General features: G+C 36.3%; 22 protein-coding genes. 15 read left to right on the top strand and 7 right to left on the bottom strand.

The window, feature by feature from the left end:
* From dapD to PQF83_RS10505, 4 genes are all read left to right on the top strand, one after another.
* Positions 1-723, top strand: coding sequence for a 2,3,4,5-tetrahydropyridine-2,6-dicarboxylate N-acetyltransferase (gene dapD / locus PQF83_RS10520; protein WP_000783248.1), 723 nt, complete (start codon positions 1-3; stop codon positions 721-723).
* A gap of 61 nt (positions 724-784) precedes the next feature.
* Positions 785-1,915: an N-acetyldiaminopimelate deacetylase gene (locus tag PQF83_RS10515; protein WP_000261642.1), complete on the top strand. Its 1,131-nt coding sequence runs from the start codon at positions 785-787 to the stop codon at positions 1,913-1,915.
* Between the two features lie 241 nt (positions 1,916-2,156).
* Entirely contained in the window at positions 2,157-3,023 is an 867-nt protein-coding gene (locus tag PQF83_RS10510) for a hypothetical protein (RefSeq protein ID WP_001167329.1), read from the top strand.
* A gap of 84 nt (positions 3,024-3,107) precedes the next feature.
* Positions 3,108-3,773, top strand: a complete 666-nt coding sequence (locus tag PQF83_RS10505; RefSeq protein WP_000504032.1) for a potassium channel family protein — start codon at positions 3,108-3,110, stop codon at positions 3,771-3,773.
* Between the two features lie 38 nt (positions 3,774-3,811).
* Here the strand turns inward: PQF83_RS10505 and rnjA are convergent, their stop codons facing one another.
* Together rnjA and PQF83_RS10495 are read right to left on the bottom strand one after the other, a co-directional pair.
* Positions 3,812-5,479, bottom strand: coding sequence for a ribonuclease J1 (gene rnjA / locus PQF83_RS10500; RefSeq protein WP_000670368.1), 1,668 nt, complete (start codon positions 5,477-5,479; stop codon positions 3,812-3,814).
* Between the two features lie 4 nt (positions 5,480-5,483).
* The gene (locus PQF83_RS10495; RefSeq protein WP_000576444.1) at positions 5,484-5,696 is read right to left on the bottom strand and encodes a DNA-dependent RNA polymerase subunit epsilon; all 213 of its coding nucleotides are present in this window, start codon (positions 5,694-5,696) and stop codon (positions 5,484-5,486) included.
* 547 nt (positions 5,697-6,243) lie between these two features.
* Here PQF83_RS10495 and PQF83_RS10490 point away from each other — a divergent pair.
* Complete coding sequence (locus tag PQF83_RS10490; RefSeq protein WP_000998288.1) at positions 6,244-7,017, top strand: Cof-type HAD-IIB family hydrolase; 774 nt, start codon at positions 6,244-6,246, stop codon at positions 7,015-7,017.
* A 60-nt stretch (positions 7,018-7,077) separates the two neighbouring features.
* On the opposite strand, the gene def is transcribed toward PQF83_RS10490, so the two are convergent.
* Complete coding sequence (def, locus tag PQF83_RS10485) at positions 7,078-7,632, bottom strand: peptide deformylase (RefSeq protein ID WP_000957059.1); 555 nt, start codon at positions 7,630-7,632, stop codon at positions 7,078-7,080.
* A gap of 146 nt (positions 7,633-7,778) precedes the next feature.
* Positions 7,779-7,925, bottom strand: a complete 147-nt coding sequence (locus tag PQF83_RS10480; protein ID WP_000274562.1) for a YjcZ family sporulation protein — start codon at positions 7,923-7,925, stop codon at positions 7,779-7,781.
* A 513-nt stretch (positions 7,926-8,438) separates the two neighbouring features.
* On the opposite strand from PQF83_RS10480, the gene pdhA reads away from it, so the two are divergent.
* The 5 genes from pdhA to PQF83_RS10455 all read left to right on the top strand — a co-directional run bounded on the left by pdhA (position 8,439) and on the right by PQF83_RS10455 (position 13,802).
* Positions 8,439-9,554, top strand: a complete 1,116-nt coding sequence (gene pdhA, locus PQF83_RS10475; protein WP_000536893.1) for a pyruvate dehydrogenase E1 component subunit alpha — start codon at positions 8,439-8,441, stop codon at positions 9,552-9,554.
* 3 nt (positions 9,555-9,557) lie between these two features.
* Positions 9,558-10,535, top strand: a complete 978-nt coding sequence (gene pdhB, locus PQF83_RS10470; protein ID WP_000068166.1) for a pyruvate dehydrogenase complex E1 component subunit beta — start codon at positions 9,558-9,560, stop codon at positions 10,533-10,535.
* 92 nt (positions 10,536-10,627) lie between these two features.
* Positions 10,628-11,917, top strand: coding sequence for a pyruvate dehydrogenase complex dihydrolipoyllysine-residue acetyltransferase (gene pdhC / locus PQF83_RS10465; RefSeq protein WP_000863427.1), 1,290 nt, complete (start codon positions 10,628-10,630; stop codon positions 11,915-11,917).
* Between the two features lie 5 nt (positions 11,918-11,922).
* Positions 11,923-13,335: a dihydrolipoyl dehydrogenase gene (lpdA, locus tag PQF83_RS10460; protein ID WP_000260111.1), complete on the top strand. Its 1,413-nt coding sequence runs from the start codon at positions 11,923-11,925 to the stop codon at positions 13,333-13,335.
* A gap of 239 nt (positions 13,336-13,574) precedes the next feature.
* Complete coding sequence (locus PQF83_RS10455; protein ID WP_001221351.1) at positions 13,575-13,802, top strand: hypothetical protein; 228 nt, start codon at positions 13,575-13,577, stop codon at positions 13,800-13,802.
* 1 nt (position 13,803) lies between these two features.
* On the opposite strand, the gene PQF83_RS10450 is transcribed toward PQF83_RS10455, so the two are convergent.
* The gene (locus PQF83_RS10450) at positions 13,804-14,196 is read right to left on the bottom strand and encodes a DUF1885 family protein (protein ID WP_001163309.1); all 393 of its coding nucleotides are present in this window, start codon (positions 14,194-14,196) and stop codon (positions 13,804-13,806) included.
* 127 nt (positions 14,197-14,323) lie between these two features.
* Between PQF83_RS10450 and PQF83_RS10445 the strand changes: the two genes are divergently transcribed.
* From PQF83_RS10445 to PQF83_RS10430, 4 genes are all read left to right on the top strand, one after another.
* Positions 14,324-14,620 (top strand): DUF3055 domain-containing protein, encoded by a 297-nt coding sequence (locus PQF83_RS10445; protein WP_001993838.1) that lies wholly within the window; start codon positions 14,324-14,326, stop codon positions 14,618-14,620.
* Positions 14,621-14,815: 195 nt separating this feature from the next.
* On the top strand, positions 14,816-14,944 hold the full coding sequence (locus tag PQF83_RS10440; protein ID WP_000536778.1) for a GapA-binding peptide SR1P: 129 nt from the start codon (positions 14,816-14,818) through the stop codon (positions 14,942-14,944).
* A 59-nt stretch (positions 14,945-15,003) separates the two neighbouring features.
* On the top strand, positions 15,004-15,132 hold the full coding sequence (locus tag PQF83_RS10435) for a GapA-binding peptide SR1P (protein WP_000536805.1): 129 nt from the start codon (positions 15,004-15,006) through the stop codon (positions 15,130-15,132).
* A 45-nt stretch (positions 15,133-15,177) separates the two neighbouring features.
* A complete protein-coding gene (locus tag PQF83_RS10430) occupies positions 15,178-15,306 on the top strand; it encodes a GapA-binding peptide SR1P (RefSeq protein ID WP_000536793.1) in 129 nt (42 codons plus the stop codon).
* A gap of 34 nt (positions 15,307-15,340) precedes the next feature.
* Here PQF83_RS10430 and PQF83_RS10425 read toward each other — a convergent pair whose 3' ends face one another.
* Together PQF83_RS10425 and speA are read right to left on the bottom strand one after the other, a co-directional pair.
* Positions 15,341-16,171 (bottom strand): protein-glutamine gamma-glutamyltransferase, encoded by an 831-nt coding sequence (locus PQF83_RS10425; protein ID WP_000635351.1) that lies wholly within the window; start codon positions 16,169-16,171, stop codon positions 15,341-15,343.
* Positions 16,172-16,246: 75 nt separating this feature from the next.
* Positions 16,247-17,719, bottom strand: a complete 1,473-nt coding sequence (gene speA, locus PQF83_RS10420) for an arginine decarboxylase (protein WP_000084881.1) — start codon at positions 17,717-17,719, stop codon at positions 16,247-16,249.
* 366 nt (positions 17,720-18,085) lie between these two features.
* Here speA and PQF83_RS10415 point away from each other — a divergent pair, with 366 nt between their 5' ends.
* Positions 18,086-18,355 (top strand): UPF0223 family protein, encoded by a 270-nt coding sequence (locus PQF83_RS10415; protein ID WP_000456556.1) that lies wholly within the window; start codon positions 18,086-18,088, stop codon positions 18,353-18,355.
* Positions 18,356-18,359: the final 4 nt, after the last annotated feature.

The following is an 18,359-nucleotide window of genomic DNA, read 5'->3' as shown; positions in this document are numbered from 1 at the left end:
ATGAAAATGATGGACGCTAACGAAATTATTTCGTTTATTCAAAAAAGTGAAAAGAAAACTCCTGTAAAGGTATACATAAAAGGGGATTTAAAAGAAGTAACATTCCCTGAAACGGTACAAGCATTTGTAAATAAAAAGTCTGGTGTATTATTTGGAGAATGGTCTGAAATTAAGACAATTCTAGATGAAAATAGCAAGTACATTGTTGATTACGTTGTTGAAAATGACCGTCGTAATTCTGCAATTCCAATGCTTGATTTAAAAGGTATTAAAGCTCGTATTGAGCCAGGTGCGATTATTCGTGACCACGTTGAAATCGGCGACAACGCTGTTATTATGATGAATGCAACAATTAATATCGGTGCTGTAATTGGTGAAGGGTCTATGATCGACATGAACGCGGTACTTGGTGGACGTGCAACTGTTGGTAAGAACTGTCACGTAGGTGCAGGCGCAGTACTTGCAGGTGTTATTGAGCCACCTTCAGCAAAACCAGTTATCGTTGAAGACGATGTTGTTATTGGTGCTAACGTAGTTGTGTTAGAGGGAGTTACAGTAGGTAAAGGTGCAGTTGTAGCAGCAGGAGCTGTTGTAACAGAAGATGTACCTCCATATACAGTTGTAGCAGGTACTCCAGCACGTGTAATTAAAGAGATTGATGAGAAGACAAAAGCAAAAACTGAAATTAAACAAGAACTTCGTCAATTAAACCCAGAGAAATAAAAACAAAAAAGCGTAAGAGCATAAACAGGCTCTTACGCTTTTTATAGATAGAGGTGCAAAAATGGTAGTAAGCAAATTCGTTCAAATTCGTAGAGACTTACATAAAATACCGGAAATTGGATTTAAAGAGTGGAAAACACAACAGTATATTTTAGATTACATAGGAACGCTTTTGAATGAACATGTGGAAGTGAAAGTGTGGAGAACAGGTGTTATTGTTAAAGTAAAGGGAAGGAATCCAGAAAAAGTTATAGGTTATCGCGCAGATATAGACGGTTTACCAATTACAGAGGAAACTGGATATGAGTTCGCTTCTGTTCATGAAGGAATGATGCATGCATGTGGACATGACTTACATACGACAATCGGTTTAGGCCTCCTAACAGCAGCTGTAACAGAAAGAATAGATGATGACCTTGTATTTCTATTCCAACCAGCTGAAGAAGGGCCTGGAGGGGCTCTTCCTATGTTAGAGAGTGAAGAGTTAAAAGAATGGAAGCCAAATATTATTCTCGGCCTTCATATTGCACCTGAATACCCTGTAGGGACAATTGCTACAAAAGAGGGGCTATTATTTGCAAATACATCAGAGTTATATGTTGATTTAAAGGGGAAAGGTGGACATGCAGCTTATCCTCATACTGCAAATGATATGATTGTCGCAGCTAGTCACCTTGTTACACAGCTTCAGTCTGTTATTAGTCGTAATGTAAACCCACTTGATAGTGCAGTAATTACAATCGGAAAAATAACAGGCGGTACAGTTCAAAATATCATAGCAGAAAAGTCTCGATTAGAGGGAACGATCCGAACGTTATCAGTGGAATCGATGAGCCGTGTTAAAAGTAGGATTGAGGCAATTGTTGCAGGTATAGAAGCTTCCTTCCAATGTGAAGCCGTTATTGACTACGGAGCGATGTATCATCAAGTATACAATCATGAAGCATTAACGAGAGAGTTTATGCAATTTGTAAGTGAACAAACTGATATGAAAGTAATTACATGTACTGAGGCAATGACAGGTGAAGATTTTGGTTATATGCTTCAAGAGATTCCTGGATTTATGTTTTGGCTTGGGGTAAATTCAGAATATGGTTTACATCATGCAAAATTAAAGCCAGATGAAGAGGCTATTGAGAAAGCTATCGTATTTTTAGATCAATATGTAAAATGGAAGGGAACTAGAAAGTAAATTTGCTCGCCAACTTGGTGGGTATTCGTTAGTTCCAAGGTGAAAACATCTTTCATATTTGTTTTGAATACACATCGGCATACAAATGGATAAAATAATGAGCAGTGGTTTTGAGCCGCTGCTCATTATTCATTATCGCTTATTGAGAAGATGATTAGTTAACTAGCTTATATATGTTTACAATTCGTGTGGAAAGTGTGTAAAATCAAGGTGAAACGTAGAAAAAAGGGTGGGGAATTACGTGCAGATTAGCAGTGCGATTTTATGTTTTGTTTTATATACATATGTTATTATTGCGGCGGTTTATTTTGGGATAAGTTTTTATGCCTACCGTTTAGCGAATAATAATGAATATGAAGAGACATACAACTGGGTGAAAAGGTATTTATCACCTGTACTAGAAATTATGAATGGGTTTGTTCTTTTTTTATTTATTGGATTAATTGCTTTTTCAACGAGCTTAGTAGGAAATAAGACTACATTATTTGTACTAGGTATCATTATTTTTATGCTATTAGGAATTCGTATTGGTAATACGGTATTTTGGAATGAGAGAAAAGTAGATGGTTGGACGGGAATGCTAATACCGTGTATGCTAGCTGCTATCGTGACAAATATAGAACATGAATATTATCAGTTGCATTTTTGGCTCATAATTGTTTTAACAATTCTCTCTGTGTTGTATATAAGTACTGTTGTGCTAACATACATTGCAAATGAAAAGGGAGATGTAAAAGGTACGCATTTCTTTAGAGGTCGTGCATTGTTATGGAGTGTGCCAACGATGGCGGTTATAGCAATTATTGCGATATTAGTAAATGGGTATCAATTTACGAATTGGCAACTGTTTTTAGAAAATTGGTGGATTTTCATTCTTTCGTTTATCGCTTTTTTAGGTGCAACGCATTATTTATTTCATCAACACCATTATATATTGGCATTGCTATTCGCATTCACACAACTATTATTTGCTTTCTTCGGACAAGAAACGTTATTATTCGTTTTTGAAACGTTTAGTTCATTTGGAAACATATTTGTATTTGGTATGTTAATTTTCAGTATCGCATTTTATTTACAACAGTATTTTTATATGCAAAAACAAAAATAAAGAATGATATACAGGTTTTTGTAGCAAATCTAAAGTATGTTACAATAAAAATACATAGTATTCGATGTTATTGGAGGAATTCCTGTGGGTGAAAAAGAGAAAGAATTTGCTGTCATTGGGCTTGGGCGTTTTGGTGGAAGTATTTGCCGGGAACTTGCTCAATTAGGTATGGAAGTAATGGCAATTGACTCAGATGAGGATAAAATTAATGAGTTTGCAAATATAGCTTCACATGCTGTAATTGCAGATTCAACAGATGAGATGGTATTAAAAAGTCTTGGTATTCGTAATTTTGATCATGTAGTCGTTGCGATTGGGGACAATTTGAATTCAAGTATTTTAACAACGTTAATTCTGAAAGAGTTAGGTGTAAAAAATATTACTGTAAAAGCTCAAAATGATTACCATGAAAAAGTATTAAGTAAAATAGGAGCAGATCACATTGTGCACCCAGAGCGTGATATGGGAAAAAGGATTGCTAATAATATTGCATCAAGTAATGTATTAGACTATCTTGAGCTTTCAGATGAGCATAGTATTGTAGAGATTATTGCAAATAAAAAAATCGATGGTCATTCTTTAATCGAATTAGATATTCGTGCGAAGTTTGGATTGAATATTGTAGCGATTAAACGTGGTAAAGAAGTTATTGTATCTCCTCGAGCTACGGAAAACATTCAAGCGGGAGATATATTAATTGTAATTGGTCATGACGATGAAGTAGATCGTTTCAAGCACTTTTTAAGATAAGAGAAAAGGACAATACCATAAAGGTATTGTCCTTTTTCTTATATCTCCATAATGATTGGTAAAATCATTGGGCGACGTTTCGTTTTCTCATATAGGAATGGTGCTAATGTATCTGTAATTTCATTTTTAATTTCAGACCATTGCGTTGTTTTACGTTCCATTACTTTTTCTAAATGAGTTGTAATTAATGTTTGAGCATCATTAATTAAATCACTACTTTCGCGCATATAAACGAAACCACGTGAGATAATATCAGGCCCTGCTGCAACTTTAAATTCTTTCATATCAATGCTTACAACGACAATAACAAGTCCTTCTTCAGAAAGGATACGACGATCGCGTAATACGATATTACCGATATCTCCAATACCATTTCCGTCAATATAAACAGATCCAGATGGTATTTTACCAGCTACACTTGCTTCATCTGAACGTAAGGCAAGAACATCACCATTATCCATAATGAAACAGTTTTCTTCTGGAATACCACAATCATTTGCTAATTTCATATGCATACGTTGCATACGATATTCACCATGAATTGGCATGAAATACTTCGGTTTAATTAGACGAAGCATTAGTTTTTGTTCTTCTTGTCCACCGTGTCCACTCGTATGAATGTTTGACAGTTTTCCGTGGATTACATCAGCACCAGCACGGTACAACATATTAATTGTACGGCTTACACTAATTGTATTACCAGGGATTGGTGAAGAAGAGAACACAACTGTGTCGCCAGGAATAATTTGAATTTGACGATGGGTACCATTAGCAATACGTGAAAGTGCTGCCATTGGCTCCCCTTGACTACCTGTACATAAAATAACAACTTTATTAGCCGGTAGACGATTTAATTGAGATGCATCTATGAATGTATCTTTCGGACAGCGAATATAACCGAGGTTTTGTCCGATTTCAATCGCTGCCTCCATACTTCGGCCAAATACAGCCACTTTACGATTGTTTTCAACAGCCGCTTCAACGACTTGTTGCAAGCGATGGATATTTGATGCAAAGGTTGCGAAGATAATACGACCTTCTACTTTGCGGAAAATATCTTGAATACTATCACCAACACGGCGCTCAGACATTGTAAAGTTTGGAACTTCACTGTTTGTACTGTCAGATAAGAGACAAAGTACACCGTCTTTTCCGATTTCAGCCATTTTTGTTAAGTCCGCTGGTTCACCAACCGGTGTGAAGTCAAATTTGAAATCTCCAGTATGAACCACTTGTCCTTGAGGTGTTTTCACAACAACTCCGTATGAATCTGGGATACTGTGAGTTGTACGGAAGAAGGAAACAGATGTCTTTTTAAATTTAATAACATCATCTTCTTGAATTTCATAAAGCTTTGCTTTACGAAGTAATCCGTGCTCTTCTAATTTGTTTTTGATTAGTGCAATTGCTAATTTTCCGCCATAAATCGGAATGTTCACTTGACGTAATAAGTAAGGAATTCCACCGATATGATCTTCGTGACCATGTGTAATGAATAGCCCTTTAATTTTATCTTCGTTTCGCACAAAATAAGTGTAATCTGGTATTACATAATCGATTCCGAGGAGTTCGTCTTCTGGAAACTTAATTCCAGCGTCAATTATAATAATTTCATCTTGAAATTGAACAGCATATGTATTTTTACCGATTTCACCAAGACCACCTAAAGCAAAAACGGCTGCTTGATCATTCTTTAGAAATTTCATATGACTATACGATTTCCGCTAATGTTAAATCAGCGTTTTCTTTTTCATATTCAAGATGATTGCCAGTCACAGACTGAACGAATTCGATATTATATGCGAACTTATTTAATTTTGTACGAACATCCTTCTCAGACGTAGCCTCTAAATATAAAACTTTTGTATTTTCACGTACTGGAACCTCAGTCATTTTTTCTTGATAAAATACTTTAAAAATCATTTGGAAAACCTCTCCTTGTCTATGTTTTGCATTATCTGTTACTTATTATAAAGCAAACAGTCACGATTTTCATGTTTTTTCGAATGAGAATGAAGAAAAAGCCCGAAATGGGCACAATTTAAGCGATCGTCTTTTTACGGACTAGATCTTTTAAATAACGCTTCAGCTTTTTCTTCAGCTTCTTCAGCATGATTACTCCTTCCTTTCCTTATTTTAAACATGCATATTACTAGTGAAAACGCCGTCTCTGATATAAGAAAGAGGACAAAAGTGAATGTTGAATCTTGTCTTTTCTCATACAGAGAAAGTTATTCTATAGTAACGATTAGTAGCCGTTAGTTATAGCTATAGTATGAGAAAGAATAGAAAAGAAAATTCATACGAACAAGTATCCACATTTTTTACTAATATATATATGCAGGTTTCATAAATAAGGTCAGAAAGTGAACGCTTTCTTCACAGATGTTTAATATGTTATACTTTTTTTTAGTATTTGAAAAGCGATAATCAAAATAGGAATATAGAGTAACAGAAAGGATTTTGACAAATGAATGATAAAATTGTCTTTTTTGATATTGATGGGACATTATTAGATCATGATAAGAAGATTCCGCAATCTACGCGAGACGCAGTAAGGCAGTTACAAGAAAAAGGCGTGCATGTAGCAATTGCGACAGGACGTGCGCCATTTATGTTCGAAGATATTCGTAAGGAACTTAATATCCACAATTATGTTAGCTTTAATGGACAGTACGTTGTATTTGAAGATGAGGTAGTATTTAATAACCCATTACATCCAGCTGCTCTACATAAGTTTACTCAGTTTGCAAAACAAGAAGGATATCCACTTGTATATCTTGATCATCAAGAAATGAGAGCATCAGTGGAATATCATGATTATGTGAAAGAAGGGTTTGGCAGTTTACATTTTGAGCATCCGGCATATGAACCTGATTTTTATGAGAAGCGTAATATTTATCAAACACTTCTTTTCTGTGAAGTAAATGAAGAAGAAAAGTTTATAAATCAGTACCCAGACTTTCATTTTATTCGCTGGCATGCGTATTCAATGGATATTATTCCAAATGGTGGTTCTAAGGCAAAAGGGATTGAGAAATTCATTGAAAAGCTAGGATTTAACCGTGAACAAGTGTATGCATTTGGGGATGGCTTAAATGATTTAGAAATGATTGAAGCAGTTGGGACAGGTATTGTGATGGGGAATGGTCATGAAGACTTGAAAAAACTTGCAAATCATGTGACAAAGGATGTTAGTGAAGACGGTATATATCATGGTTTAAAATGGGCTGGATTGCTATAAGTGAATATGGAATCTATTTCATATAGTAAAAAGGCGGAGGAGTATATTCCGCCTTTTTTACTATCGCTCTAGAGGTTTTGAATCGTCAGGAGCGGCAAATGGATTTTCTTTATTAATGTGATCATAGAACATAACACCATTTAAATGGTCAATTTCATGTTGAAATACAATTGCTGGTAACCCTTTTAAACGTAACTTTACTTCTTCGCCGTTAATAGAAGTTGCTTTCACTGTAATTCTTGTATAACGAGGGACATAACCAGGTACTTCACGGTCTACTGATAGACAGCCTTCACCACTTTGTAAATATGTACGTTCAACAGAATGGCTAATGATTTTTGGATTAAATAATGCATGACTATATAACGTACCGTCCGTATCTGTTACATGAACCGCAATCATTCTTTTTGAAATACCGATTTGCGGAGCCGCTAATCCGATTCCAGGGCGTAAACTATATTTTTCAGCCATTTCAGGATCTTGGCTATTTATTACAAATTCAATCATTTCCTTAAGAGTATTTGTATCTTCTTCGCTCGCTGGTAGTACTACCTCTTCTGCAACGTTTCGCAAAATAGGATCTCCTTCGCGAATTACATCTTTCATTGTAAGCATATGTAATCTCTCCTTTCCTTTTTAGTCTACCAAAGGAGATGGAAAAAGTCATCGGCAAGTAAGGGGAAGATAGATCGGTTATGTAGGAATAAAAAGAAAGAGACGGCAGAGCCGTCTCTTTCTTTCCATAGTTGTTTCATTTTACATTAGCGAATGCAAGCAGCACCAACGATAATTAAAAGAATAAACAACACAACGATTAAGGCGAAGCCGCGTCCAGACCCACCACAAGAACCGCCATAACCGTAGGAAGGATATGAACAAGTTGGATAGCAATATGAATATCCGTACATGAGATGACCTCCTTTATCATTTCCCGCTAATACTGCGGTTACTATAATGTATGGAGGGAAGAGTAGAAATGTATGGGTAATTACCTATAAAAGGAAGAAGAGTTTGTATATTTTTGCTAAGAAGAGAGAAAAACTAAAGGGAATTAAATCGTTTACATATTATTCTAAGAGAAAAAACAAGTTAAAAAGGGAATAATATAACAGTAGGTTAATGCTTACTAATACAGATGTGAAAAATAAAAACACGTTTGTGTAGGAGAAACCTGCAGATTATTTATAAAAAAACGTATTCAAAGTAATTGACATCGTAATTAGAATAGTTGTAAACTAAAAAACGTGATCAAGATTGTATTAATATGTTTCTGAAAAAACATTAGTACAGATTGTTAGGTACACAAAATTATTCTCAACCGACAAATAAATTTGTTGGTTTACATTGTTGCGGTTTCCATCTAGCTAATAGATAGTGAAAGCGTTTCAGAATATGGTTCAAGAGAGGAAGAGGTGAACGGAATGGGTACTAAAACAAAAAAGACCCTATTTAATGTTGATGAGCAAATGAAAGCTATCGCAGCTCAATTTGAAACATTACAAATTTTAAATGAAAAAGGCGAAGTTGTGAATGAAGCAGCTATGCCTGAATTATCTGATGATCAATTAAAAGAATTAATGCGCCGTATGGTGTATACTCGCGTACTAGATCAACGTTCTATTTCTTTAAACCGTCAAGGACGTTTAGGTTTCTACGCACCAACAGCTGGACAAGAGGCTTCTCAATTAGCAAGTCATTTCGCACTTGAAGCAGAAGATTTCATCTTACCAGGATATCGTGATGTGCCACAATTAGTATGGCACGGTTTACCATTATACCAAGCATTCTTATTCTCTCGTGGACATTTCATGGGTAACCAAATGCCTGAGAACGTAAATGCACTTGCTCCACAAATCATCATCGGTGCGCAAATCATCCAAACTGCTGGTGTTGCGTTAGGTATGAAATTACGTGGTAAAAAATCTGTTGCAATTACTTACACTGGTGACGGTGGTGCTTCACAAGGTGACTTCTACGAAGGTATGAACTTTGCGGGTGCATTCAAAGCTCCAGCAATCTTCGTTGTACAAAACAACCGTTATGCAATCTCTACTCCAGTAGAAAAGCAATCTGCAGCTAAAACTGTAGCACAAAAAGCAGTAGCAGCAGGTATTTACGGAATTCAAGTAGACGGTATGGATCCATTAGCTGTATACGCAGCAACTGCTTTCGCTCGTGAGCGTGCAGTAAATGGTGAAGGTCCTACTTTAATCGAGACTTTAACATTCCGTTACGGTCCACATACAATGGCTGGTGATGACCCAACTCGTTACCGTACAAAAGATATCGAGAACGAATGGGAACAAAAAGATCCAATCGTACGCTTCCGTGCATTCTTAGAAAACAAAGGCCTATGGTCTCAAGAAGTTGAAGAGAAAGTAATCGAAGAAGCAAAAGAAGATATCAAACAAGCAATTGCTAAGGCTGACCAAGCTCCAAAACAAAAAGTTACTGATTTAATGGAAATCATGTACGAAAAAATGCCTTACAACTTAGCTGAACAATATGAAATTTACAAAGAAAAGGAGTCGAAGTAAGCCATGGCTCAAATGACAATGATTCAAGCAATCACTGATGCTTTACGCGTTGAAATGAAAAATGACCCTAACGTACTTGTGTTTGGTGAAGACGTTGGTGTAAACGGCGGTGTATTCCGTGCTACTGAAGGTTTACAAGCTGAATTCGGTGAAGACCGTGTAATGGATACTCCACTTGCAGAGTCTGGTATTGGTGGACTTGCAGTTGGACTTGCACTTGAAGGATTCCGTCCAGTTCCAGAAATCCAATTCTTCGGTTTCGTTTATGAAGTAATGGATTCAATTTCTGGTCAATTAGCTCGTATGCGTTACCGTTCTGGTGGACGTTGGACTGCTCCAGTAACAGTTCGTTCTCCATTCGGTGGTGGTGTTCATACTCCTGAACTACATGCTGATAGCTTAGAAGGTTTAGTGGCTCAACAACCTGGTCTAAAAGTTGTTATTCCATCTACTCCATACGATGCAAAAGGTCTTTTAATCTCTGCGATTCGTGACAACGATCCAGTTATCTACTTAGAGCATATGAAATTGTACCGTTCATTCCGTCAAGATGTACCAGAAGGTGAATACACAATTGATTTAGGCAAAGCTGACATCAAACGTGAAGGTACAGATGTATCTGTTATCGCTTACGGTGCTATGGTTCACGCTGCATTAAAAGCTGCTGAAGAACTTGAAAAAGAAGGTATCTCTTTAGAAGTTGTTGACTTACGTACAGTTCAACCATTAGATATCGAAACAATCATCGCTTCTGTTGAAAAAACAGGCCGCGTAGTTGTAGTTCAAGAAGCTCAAAAACAAGCTGGTATTGCAGCTAACGTTGTAGCGGAAATTAACGACCGTGCAATTTTAAACTTAGAAGCTCCAGTTGTACGTGTTGCAGCTGCTGATACAGTATTCCCATTCTCTCAAGCTGAGAGCGTATGGTTACCAAACCATAAAGATATTGTTGAAGCTGTTAACAAAGTAATGAACTTCTAATTTTTACTTATTCATGTGCAAAAGAAATCAGCACATGCTGATTTCTTTTGCCATATTCCATAATAAAGAAATGAATCAGGGGGCTGAATTCCGTGGCATTTGAATTTAAACTACCAGATATCGGTGAAGGTATCCACGAAGGTGAAATCGTAAAATGGTTTATTAAACCAGGCGACGAAGTAAACGAAGACGACGTACTTCTTGAAGTACAAAATGATAAAGCAGTAGTAGAAATTCCTTCTCCTGTTAAAGGTAAAGTACTTGAAGTACTTGTAGAAGAAGGTACGGTTGCAGTAGTTGGAGATACATTAATTAAATTTGATGCTCCTGGATACGAAAACCTTAAATTTAAAGGCGACGATCATGACGAAGCTCCTAAAGCTGAAGAAGCAAAAGAAGAAGCTCCTAAAGCTGAAGCTACTCCAGCAGCAACTGCAGAAGTAGTAAATGAGCGCGTAATCGCTATGCCATCTGTTCGTAAATATGCTCGTGAAAACGGCGTAGACATTCATAAAGTAGCTGGTTCTGGTAAGAACGGTCGTATCGTAAAAGCTGACATCGATGCATTTGCAAATGGTGGACAAGCAGTAGCAGCAACTGAGGCTCCAGCAGCAGTAGAAGCTACTCCAGCAGCAGCGAAAGAAGAAGCACCAAAAGCACAACCAATCCCAGCTGGTGAATATCCAGAAACTCGTGAGAAAATGAGTGGTATCCGTAAAGCAATTGCGAAAGCAATGGTTAACTCTAAACATACAGCTCCTCACGTAACATTAATGGATGAAGTAGATGTAACTGAACTTGTTGCTCATCGTAAGAAGTTCAAAGCTGTGGCAGCTGACAAAGGTATTAAATTAACTTACCTTCCATACGTTGTTAAAGCTTTAACATCTGCATTACGTGAATACCCAATGTTAAACACTTCTTTAGATGATGCTTCTCAAGAAGTAGTTCATAAACATTACTTCAACATCGGTATCGCAGCTGATACAGACAAAGGTCTATTAGTACCAGTTGTTAAAGATACAGATCGCAAGTCTATCTTCACAATTTCTAACGAGATCAATGATCTTGCTGGTAAAGCACGTGAAGGTCGTTTAGCTCCTGCTGAAATGAAAGGCGCTTCTTGCACAATTACAAACATTGGTTCTGCAGGTGGACAATGGTTCACTCCAGTTATCAACCACCCAGAAGTAGCAATCCTTGGTATCGGCCGTATCGCTGAGAAACCAGTTGTGAAAAACGGTGAGATCGTTGCAGCTCCAGTATTAGCATTATCTCTAAGCTTTGACCATCGTTTAATTGACGGCGCAACTGCTCAAAAAGCATTAAACCAAATTAAACGTCTATTGAATGACCCACAATTATTAGTAATGGAGGCGTAATAACAATGGTAGTAGGAGATTTCCCAATTGAATTAGATACAGTCGTTGTTGGTGCAGGTCCTGGTGGATACGTTGCGGCAATTCGTGCAGCACAATTAGGTCAAAAGGTAGCGATTATTGAAAAAGCTAACCTTGGTGGCGTATGCTTAAACGTTGGATGTATTCCTTCAAAAGCGTTAATCAATGCAGGTCATCGTTATGAGAATGCAATGCATTCTGATGACATGGGTATCACTGCAGAGAACGTAAAAGTTGACTTTACAAAAGTTCAAGAATGGAAAAACGGCGTAGTTAAGAAATTAACTGGCGGTGTTGAAGGCCTTCTTAAAGGTAACAAAGTTGAAATCATTCGCGGTGAAGCTTACTTCGTAGATGCTAACACATTACGCGTAATGACTGAAGATGCAGCTCAAACTTATACGTTTAAAAATGCTGTTCTTGCAACTGGTTCTACACCAATCGAAATTCCAGGATTCAAATACTCTAAACGTGTTATCAACTCTACAGGTGCTTTAAGCTTACCTGAAATTCCTAAAAAACTTGTTGTAATCGGCGGCGGTTACATCGGTATGGAATTAGGTACTGCATATGCTAACTTCGGTACAGAAGTTACTGTAGTAGAAGCTGGCGACGAAATCTTAGCTGGTTTCGAAAAAGCTATGAGCTCTGTTGTTAAACGTGCTCTACAGAAAAAAGGTAACGTAACAATCCATACAAAAGCTATGGCTAAAGGCGTTGAAGAAACAGAAACTGGCGTAAAAGTTAGCTTCGAAGTTAAAGGTGAAATCCAAACTGTAGAAGCAGATTACGTATTAGTAACTGTAGGTCGTCGTCCAAACACTCAAGAAATCGGTCTTGAGCAAGTTGGAGTTAAAATGACTGACCGCGGCATCATCGAAATCGATGAGCAATGTCGTACAAATGTACCAAACATCTATGCAATCGGTGATATCGTTCCTGGACCACCATTAGCTCACAAAGCTTCTTACGAAGGTAAAGTAGCTGTAGAAGCAATTAGTGGTCATGCGTCAGCTATCGATTACATCGGAATTCCTGCAGTATGCTTCACTGATCCAGAATTAGCATCTGTTGGTTACACTAAGAAACAAGCTGAAGAAGCTGGAATGACTGTAACTGTATCTAAGTTCCCATTCGCTGCTAACGGTCGTGCATTATCATTAAACAGCACTGACGGTTTCTTACAACTTGTAACACGTAAAGAAGATGGTCTTCTTGTAGGTGCTCAAGTTGCAGGTGCAGGCGCTTCTGATATTATTTCTGAGATTGGTTTAGCTATCGAAGCTGGAATGACAGCAGAAGATATCGCTCAAACAATCCACGCTCACCCAACATTAGGTGAAATCACAATGGAAGCAGCTGAAGTTGCTCTTGGAATGCCAATTCACATTGTAAAATAATTTAAGTAATGAAAATAGCCCCTCTCTTATTTAAAGAGAGGGGCTATTTTTTATTTTATAATAAAAGTGGCTTGCAAGGTCTTTATACGTACTTGTCGAATGAATATATAATAATTTAATTGAATTGTTAAAACATATATAAATCCAAAAGCCATATATATGCTTTCGTGTAATATGTAATTGATTCAAACTTAATACCATATATTAATAAAATAGAGCATGTCAAAGGAGAAGGTTCCATGAGAATATTACATGTTATATTTTATCATTTTTTATTATGGAGTGGTTTTTCCGTTGTATTATCATTGTCAAATGGTGATAAGTTGCATTATAAAGTTATTCTATTTTTTGTATTTCTTTATTTAGCATATGTGATCGCATATTTTGTATTGCAAATTAGAAAGCAGGCATTATTCCTTACGTGTTCAAATTGCATACTTTTCTTAATTATATTTTCTATTTTTTAAATTAACGTTTATAGAAATACATTGTTCTTCCATTAAATAATTTTAACTCTCCTTCTAATTTCTTCGCTAGAAAACGGCAAAATTCATTTGCTTTTCCTTTATCACCAAATGTTGCATTAGGTGGTAAAGAAACTTGAATATAAGTTTGTTCCTTTTCTATACCGACACCAACATAAATGGAGTCATATCGATCGTGAGTAGATTGTAGTTTGAATGTTGTTGCTGATGTATCTAAAATTTCATACGGAAAAGCGGTATTTGTATAAGCGTAATTAATTTGAACACCGGTTTTGGAAGTAACTGTTTTATAATAATGAAAAAGTTGTTTTATATCATCTATTGAAACAGATTGTTGATTGGATTTAGGTACAAGCGTAATAAAGGCATGTTGCATATAAGTTCCCCCTAACTTAGTAGAATACTCTCATTCTACATCCTACTGAATTTTTTGACAATTAAAAGGAGTATTCCTTTTTTTGTTTAATATACTAATGAAAGGTGATGTAGAAAGGTGGAAACCGATGTTTGAAAAATTGTATGATGAGCATGAAAGTGTGAAGGTACGATTTTTGGGGTTTATGACACATGATAATCGTTATGATTTTGGTGTTATTTATACAAATATGTTCTTTGGAAAGCCACTTATTGTTTGCATGCAAACAGGAAGGTCTACTTTACTTGGACGAGATGATGTCGAGAATGTTCAACATTTACAGGAAGTTTTCAAATTAGGCTCAGAAGAGGAAGCAGCTGAGTTATCTCAGTTTTTCTCATTTCTAGTTCCATCTACATCTTTGCATGCGGAATACGAAGAATAAATAATGTAAAACAGTCGTACGTATAAATATGGCTGTTTTTTTATTTGAATATCGCATACTAATTTAAATTTAAAATATTTAATGTGTTATACTAAAAACCTATTGACGTAAAAAGTATAACATATTAAAATAAAGACAGAAAGTTAAGCGGTTACAAAAAGTTTTTGGGATTATAAACTTAGGGGGAAATGAAAAATGGGAACAATCGTATGTCAAGATTGTGAAGGTACAATTGCACACTTCGAGGATGAGAAAGTAACAGTACTTTACGGGAAATGTGGATCTTGCGGATGTGATCACACAGAGCATACAAAAGCCCAATAATTGATAGGAAATGGACAGCTGAAAGTTTTTAGGACCATAAACTTAGGGGGAAATGAAAAATGGGAACAATCGTATGCCAAGTATGTGAAGGAACAATCGGACATTTTGAAGATGAAAAAACGACAGTGCTTTACGGAAAATGCGGAACAAATTGTGACTGTGCTAGTAGAGATAATGCGAAAGCTTAATGATAAATAAATAGATTACTATTAAAACTCAGGGGGAAATGAAAAATGGGAACAATCGTATGCCAAGTATGTGAAGGAACAATCGGACATTTTGAAGATGAAAAATCAACAGTACTATACGGGAAATGTGGATCTCATTGCGACTGTGACCATAAAGAACATTCAAAAGCTTAAATAAAAAAAGCGCCTACATATGTAGGTGCTTTTTTTAATAAACTGTAGTTGTGTTGCCAACTGTTGCAACAATTGCATCATCTCTAATCGGAATAAATCCTATGGATGTCTGTGGTGTGCTAGGAGAAGCATGGTAGCTCATGAGACGGCTATCAATACGGGTAATAGTATCGGTTAAGAAAGCGGAAATGAAAGCGTAAGGGACTCGTCGCTCATTTAATGCGTATATAATTTCTTCTTTTGTTTTTACACCTACGCCATGCCCATAAAAAAAGAAATTTCCTAGATAGATAGTATTTTCTCCTTGCCACTCGATTGTAGCTGGATTCACTTGTGGATTTTTAAAGTAAACGAGATCACCTGGGACAAGATCACCACCTGTCTTTGTTATGAGCTTTAAATCTTGATCGTAGTCCCACGTATAAAGTAAAAGGTTTGCAAAGAGACGGTTGAAAGTTTCTTCCTCATATAATGCTAGTAAAGCTTTGTAAAAAATAATGATCATAGCGGTGGCACATTCAGTTCCATATAGTTTTCCGTTTTTGAAAATATCTTGTATGGCAATGGAAGGGGGTATGTTTGGAAGGAGCTCGAATCCTCCAAGAGATGTTCTTTTCCAATACTGAGGGTTACAAAAAGATTGTTGAAATGTACGAAACTGAAAACCACTTTGAAAAAGTTCTAATGCAGAAGTAATAATATTAACACGCAAATTTAGATCAAAGCTGAGTTCACCAGATGTTCGGAAGGAATAGATTTCTTGATTTCCTGCCATTATAGATAAAATTTGTTGTTTCTCATTTGCAAATGGCTCATATTCATTTGTGATATAAGGATGTACAATAGAACGGCCTATTACAATCATAATAGTATCCCCACCTATACGTTACATTACATAATATCGTATGAGAAAAGGCCAAAAGGGTGAAAGAAAAGCCTATCAACTGATAGGCTTGTACTCTTTAATCACGCGTAATGTTTGTAATGTCATATCTTCAGGACCTTGTACAGGTAAACCTGCTTCTAAGTTTTTACGAATATAATCTAAGTTATCTTGTGTAATAATTTCCCCCGGAGTAAAGATTGGAATCCCTGGCGGATAAACCATAACGAAATCAGCTATAATACGACCTGCTGCATTTTCAAATGGGATGACTTCTGTTTCCGAATAAAAAGCATCTCGAGGAGAAAGTGCTAACACAGGTATTTCTGGAATTTCTACTTGCACTTGAACACCTTTATCAGCTTTATTTTTAAATGTTGCTGATAAATCTTGTAATGCCGCAATAAGTGTATTCGTTTCACTTTCTGTATCCCCAAAAGTGACAAGACATAGTATGTTGTATAAATCTGAGAGTTCTACTTCAATGTTATATTGCTCTCTAAGCCATACTTCAGCCTGATGGCCTGTAATACCTAAATCTTTTACAGATACAATTATCTTTGTAGGATCATAGTTAAAAGTAGCATCCGTACCTAGCATTTCTTTCCCTGGACAGTAAAGATGTTCAATATCATTTATAGCATTACGAACTTGTTCCGCTAATTGTATTGTTTGTTCTATGAGCGCCTTTCCTTCTGTAGCAAGACGTTTTCTAGCAACATCTAGGGAGGCTAACAAGATGTAAGACGTTGATGTAGTCGTAAGCATGCTAATAATAGATTGAACATGTTTTACGTTCACAAGGCCTTCTTTTACATTAAGAATAGAACTTTGCGTTAAAGATCCACCTAATTTGTGAACACTCGTTGCTGCCATATCTGCACCGGCTTGCATCGCTGACATCGGCAGTTCATCGTGAAAATGAATATGAACACCATGAGCCTCATCAACGAGTACAGGGATATCGTAAGAATGTGCTAATTGTACAATCTGTTCTAAGTCCGCAGCAAAGCCAAAGTATGTTGGATTAATAACAAGTAAGCCTTTCGCATCTGAGTGCTCTTCAAGTGCTTTTTTGACAGATTGGATTGTGATTCCATGTGAAATACCAAGTTTTGGATCGATTTCAGGATGCATGAAAATAGGTTTTGCACCTGAGAAAATAATAGCTGACATTACTGATTTATGCACGTTTCGTGGCACTAGTATTTTGTCACCAGGACCGCAAACGCTCATCACCATTGTCATTATTGCGCCACTTGTACCTTGAATAGAAAAGAAAGTATGATCCGCACCAAATGCAGCGGCTGCTAAATCTTGTGCTTCTTTAATCATACCTTTTGGATGATGTAAATCATCGAGCGGCGCAATGTTAATTAAATCAATTGCTAATGCATTATGCCCAATAAATTCGCGAAATTCAGGATCCATGCCTTGCCCTTTTTTATGACCTGGAATATGGAATTGAATTGGATTTCGCTTACTGTGCTCAACTAAAGCGGTAAACAATGGTGTTTCGTATTGGGACAATCTATACACCCCTTCTTTTTTTTATATTTATTAGAGTTTGTTTTATATAATCTTGTTCTAAAAAAGTTAAGTTCTTTTTTAGAATGAGACTTGTTTTTCTGCCATTCACAAAAGCTTTTTTGAGATGGGAGCTTCACTTTATTTCCTATAAAACAAAAGCATTATATCACCAATAATTATAGATGTATAGCAAAAAATATTTTTACGGTGAGTATGTTAAATAGTAGCTGCCTACTAACTTCTAGTGGAAGGCAATTCCATTAAAATGAATAAATAGTGTATAATGCAAAGTGACTATAGTGAAGTAGAAAAAATCACTTTAAGATAGCGTATTGAAATAAGAAGAAATGATAAATGAGGTGCGAAATGGAATATCAATATCCGTTAGATTATGATTGGTCAAATGAGGAAATGGTTACAATTGTGAAGTTTTATGAAGCGATTGAGAAAGCATATGAAAAAGGAATTGTAAGAGAAGAATTAATGGGTTTATATCGTCGTTTTAAAGAGATTGTTCCATCGAAAGCAGAAGAAAAGAAAATTGATAAAGAGTTTCAAGAAGTAAGTGGATATTCTATATACCGTGCGATTCAGAAGGCTAAAGAAATTGAAGAAGAAAAGCTTGTGAAAATGTAAAAAA

Origin of the sequence: Bacillus sp. FF-1 (genome assembly GCF_028548245.1) — a bacterium.
GTDB classification, from domain to species: domain Bacteria; phylum Bacillota; class Bacilli; order Bacillales; family Bacillaceae_G; genus Bacillus_A; species Bacillus_A paranthracis.
Note: the sequence above shows the minus strand (reverse complement) of the source record. Positions and strands in the feature narration are given on the sequence as shown.

Bases quoted from the DNA above. Each gene is read 5' to 3' on its own strand.
- pdhB (WP_000068166.1), top strand. From the start codon at position 9,558: ATGGCTCAAATGACAATGATTCAAGCAATCACTGATGCTTTACGCGTT.
- PQF83_RS10440 (WP_000536778.1), top strand. From the start codon at position 14,816: ATGGGAACAATCGTATGTCAAGATTGTGAAGGTACAATTGCACACTTC.
- def (WP_000957059.1), bottom strand. From the start codon at position 7,632: ATGCTTACAATGAAAGATGTAATTCGCGAAGGAGATCCTATTTTGCGA.
- PQF83_RS10430 (WP_000536793.1), top strand. From the start codon at position 15,178: ATGGGAACAATCGTATGCCAAGTATGTGAAGGAACAATCGGACATTTT.
- rnjA (WP_000670368.1), bottom strand. From the start codon at position 5,479: ATGAAATTTCTAAAGAATGATCAAGCAGCCGTTTTTGCTTTAGGTGGT.
- PQF83_RS10480 (WP_000274562.1), bottom strand. From the start codon at position 7,925: ATGTACGGATATTCATATTGCTATCCAACTTGTTCATATCCTTCCTAC.
- lpdA (WP_000260111.1), top strand. From the start codon at position 11,923: ATGGTAGTAGGAGATTTCCCAATTGAATTAGATACAGTCGTTGTTGGT.
- PQF83_RS10415 (WP_000456556.1), top strand. From the start codon at position 18,086: ATGGAATATCAATATCCGTTAGATTATGATTGGTCAAATGAGGAAATG.
- pdhA (WP_000536893.1), top strand. From the start codon at position 8,439: ATGGGTACTAAAACAAAAAAGACCCTATTTAATGTTGATGAGCAAATG.
- PQF83_RS10445 (WP_001993838.1), top strand. From the start codon at position 14,324: ATGTTTGAAAAATTGTATGATGAGCATGAAAGTGTGAAGGTACGATTT.
- PQF83_RS10425 (WP_000635351.1), bottom strand. From the start codon at position 16,171: ATGATTGTAATAGGCCGTTCTATTGTACATCCTTATATCACAAATGAA.
- PQF83_RS10450 (WP_001163309.1), bottom strand. From the start codon at position 14,196: ATGCAACATGCCTTTATTACGCTTGTACCTAAATCCAATCAACAATCT.
- dapD (WP_000783248.1), top strand. From the start codon at position 1: ATGAAAATGATGGACGCTAACGAAATTATTTCGTTTATTCAAAAAAGT.
- PQF83_RS10490 (WP_000998288.1), top strand. From the start codon at position 6,244: ATGAATGATAAAATTGTCTTTTTTGATATTGATGGGACATTATTAGAT.
- PQF83_RS10435 (WP_000536805.1), top strand. From the start codon at position 15,004: ATGGGAACAATCGTATGCCAAGTATGTGAAGGAACAATCGGACATTTT.
- PQF83_RS10495 (WP_000576444.1), bottom strand. From the start codon at position 5,696: ATGATTTTTAAAGTATTTTATCAAGAAAAAATGACTGAGGTTCCAGTA.
- PQF83_RS10455 (WP_001221351.1), top strand. From the start codon at position 13,575: ATGAGAATATTACATGTTATATTTTATCATTTTTTATTATGGAGTGGT.
- PQF83_RS10515 (WP_000261642.1), top strand. From the start codon at position 785: ATGGTAGTAAGCAAATTCGTTCAAATTCGTAGAGACTTACATAAAATA.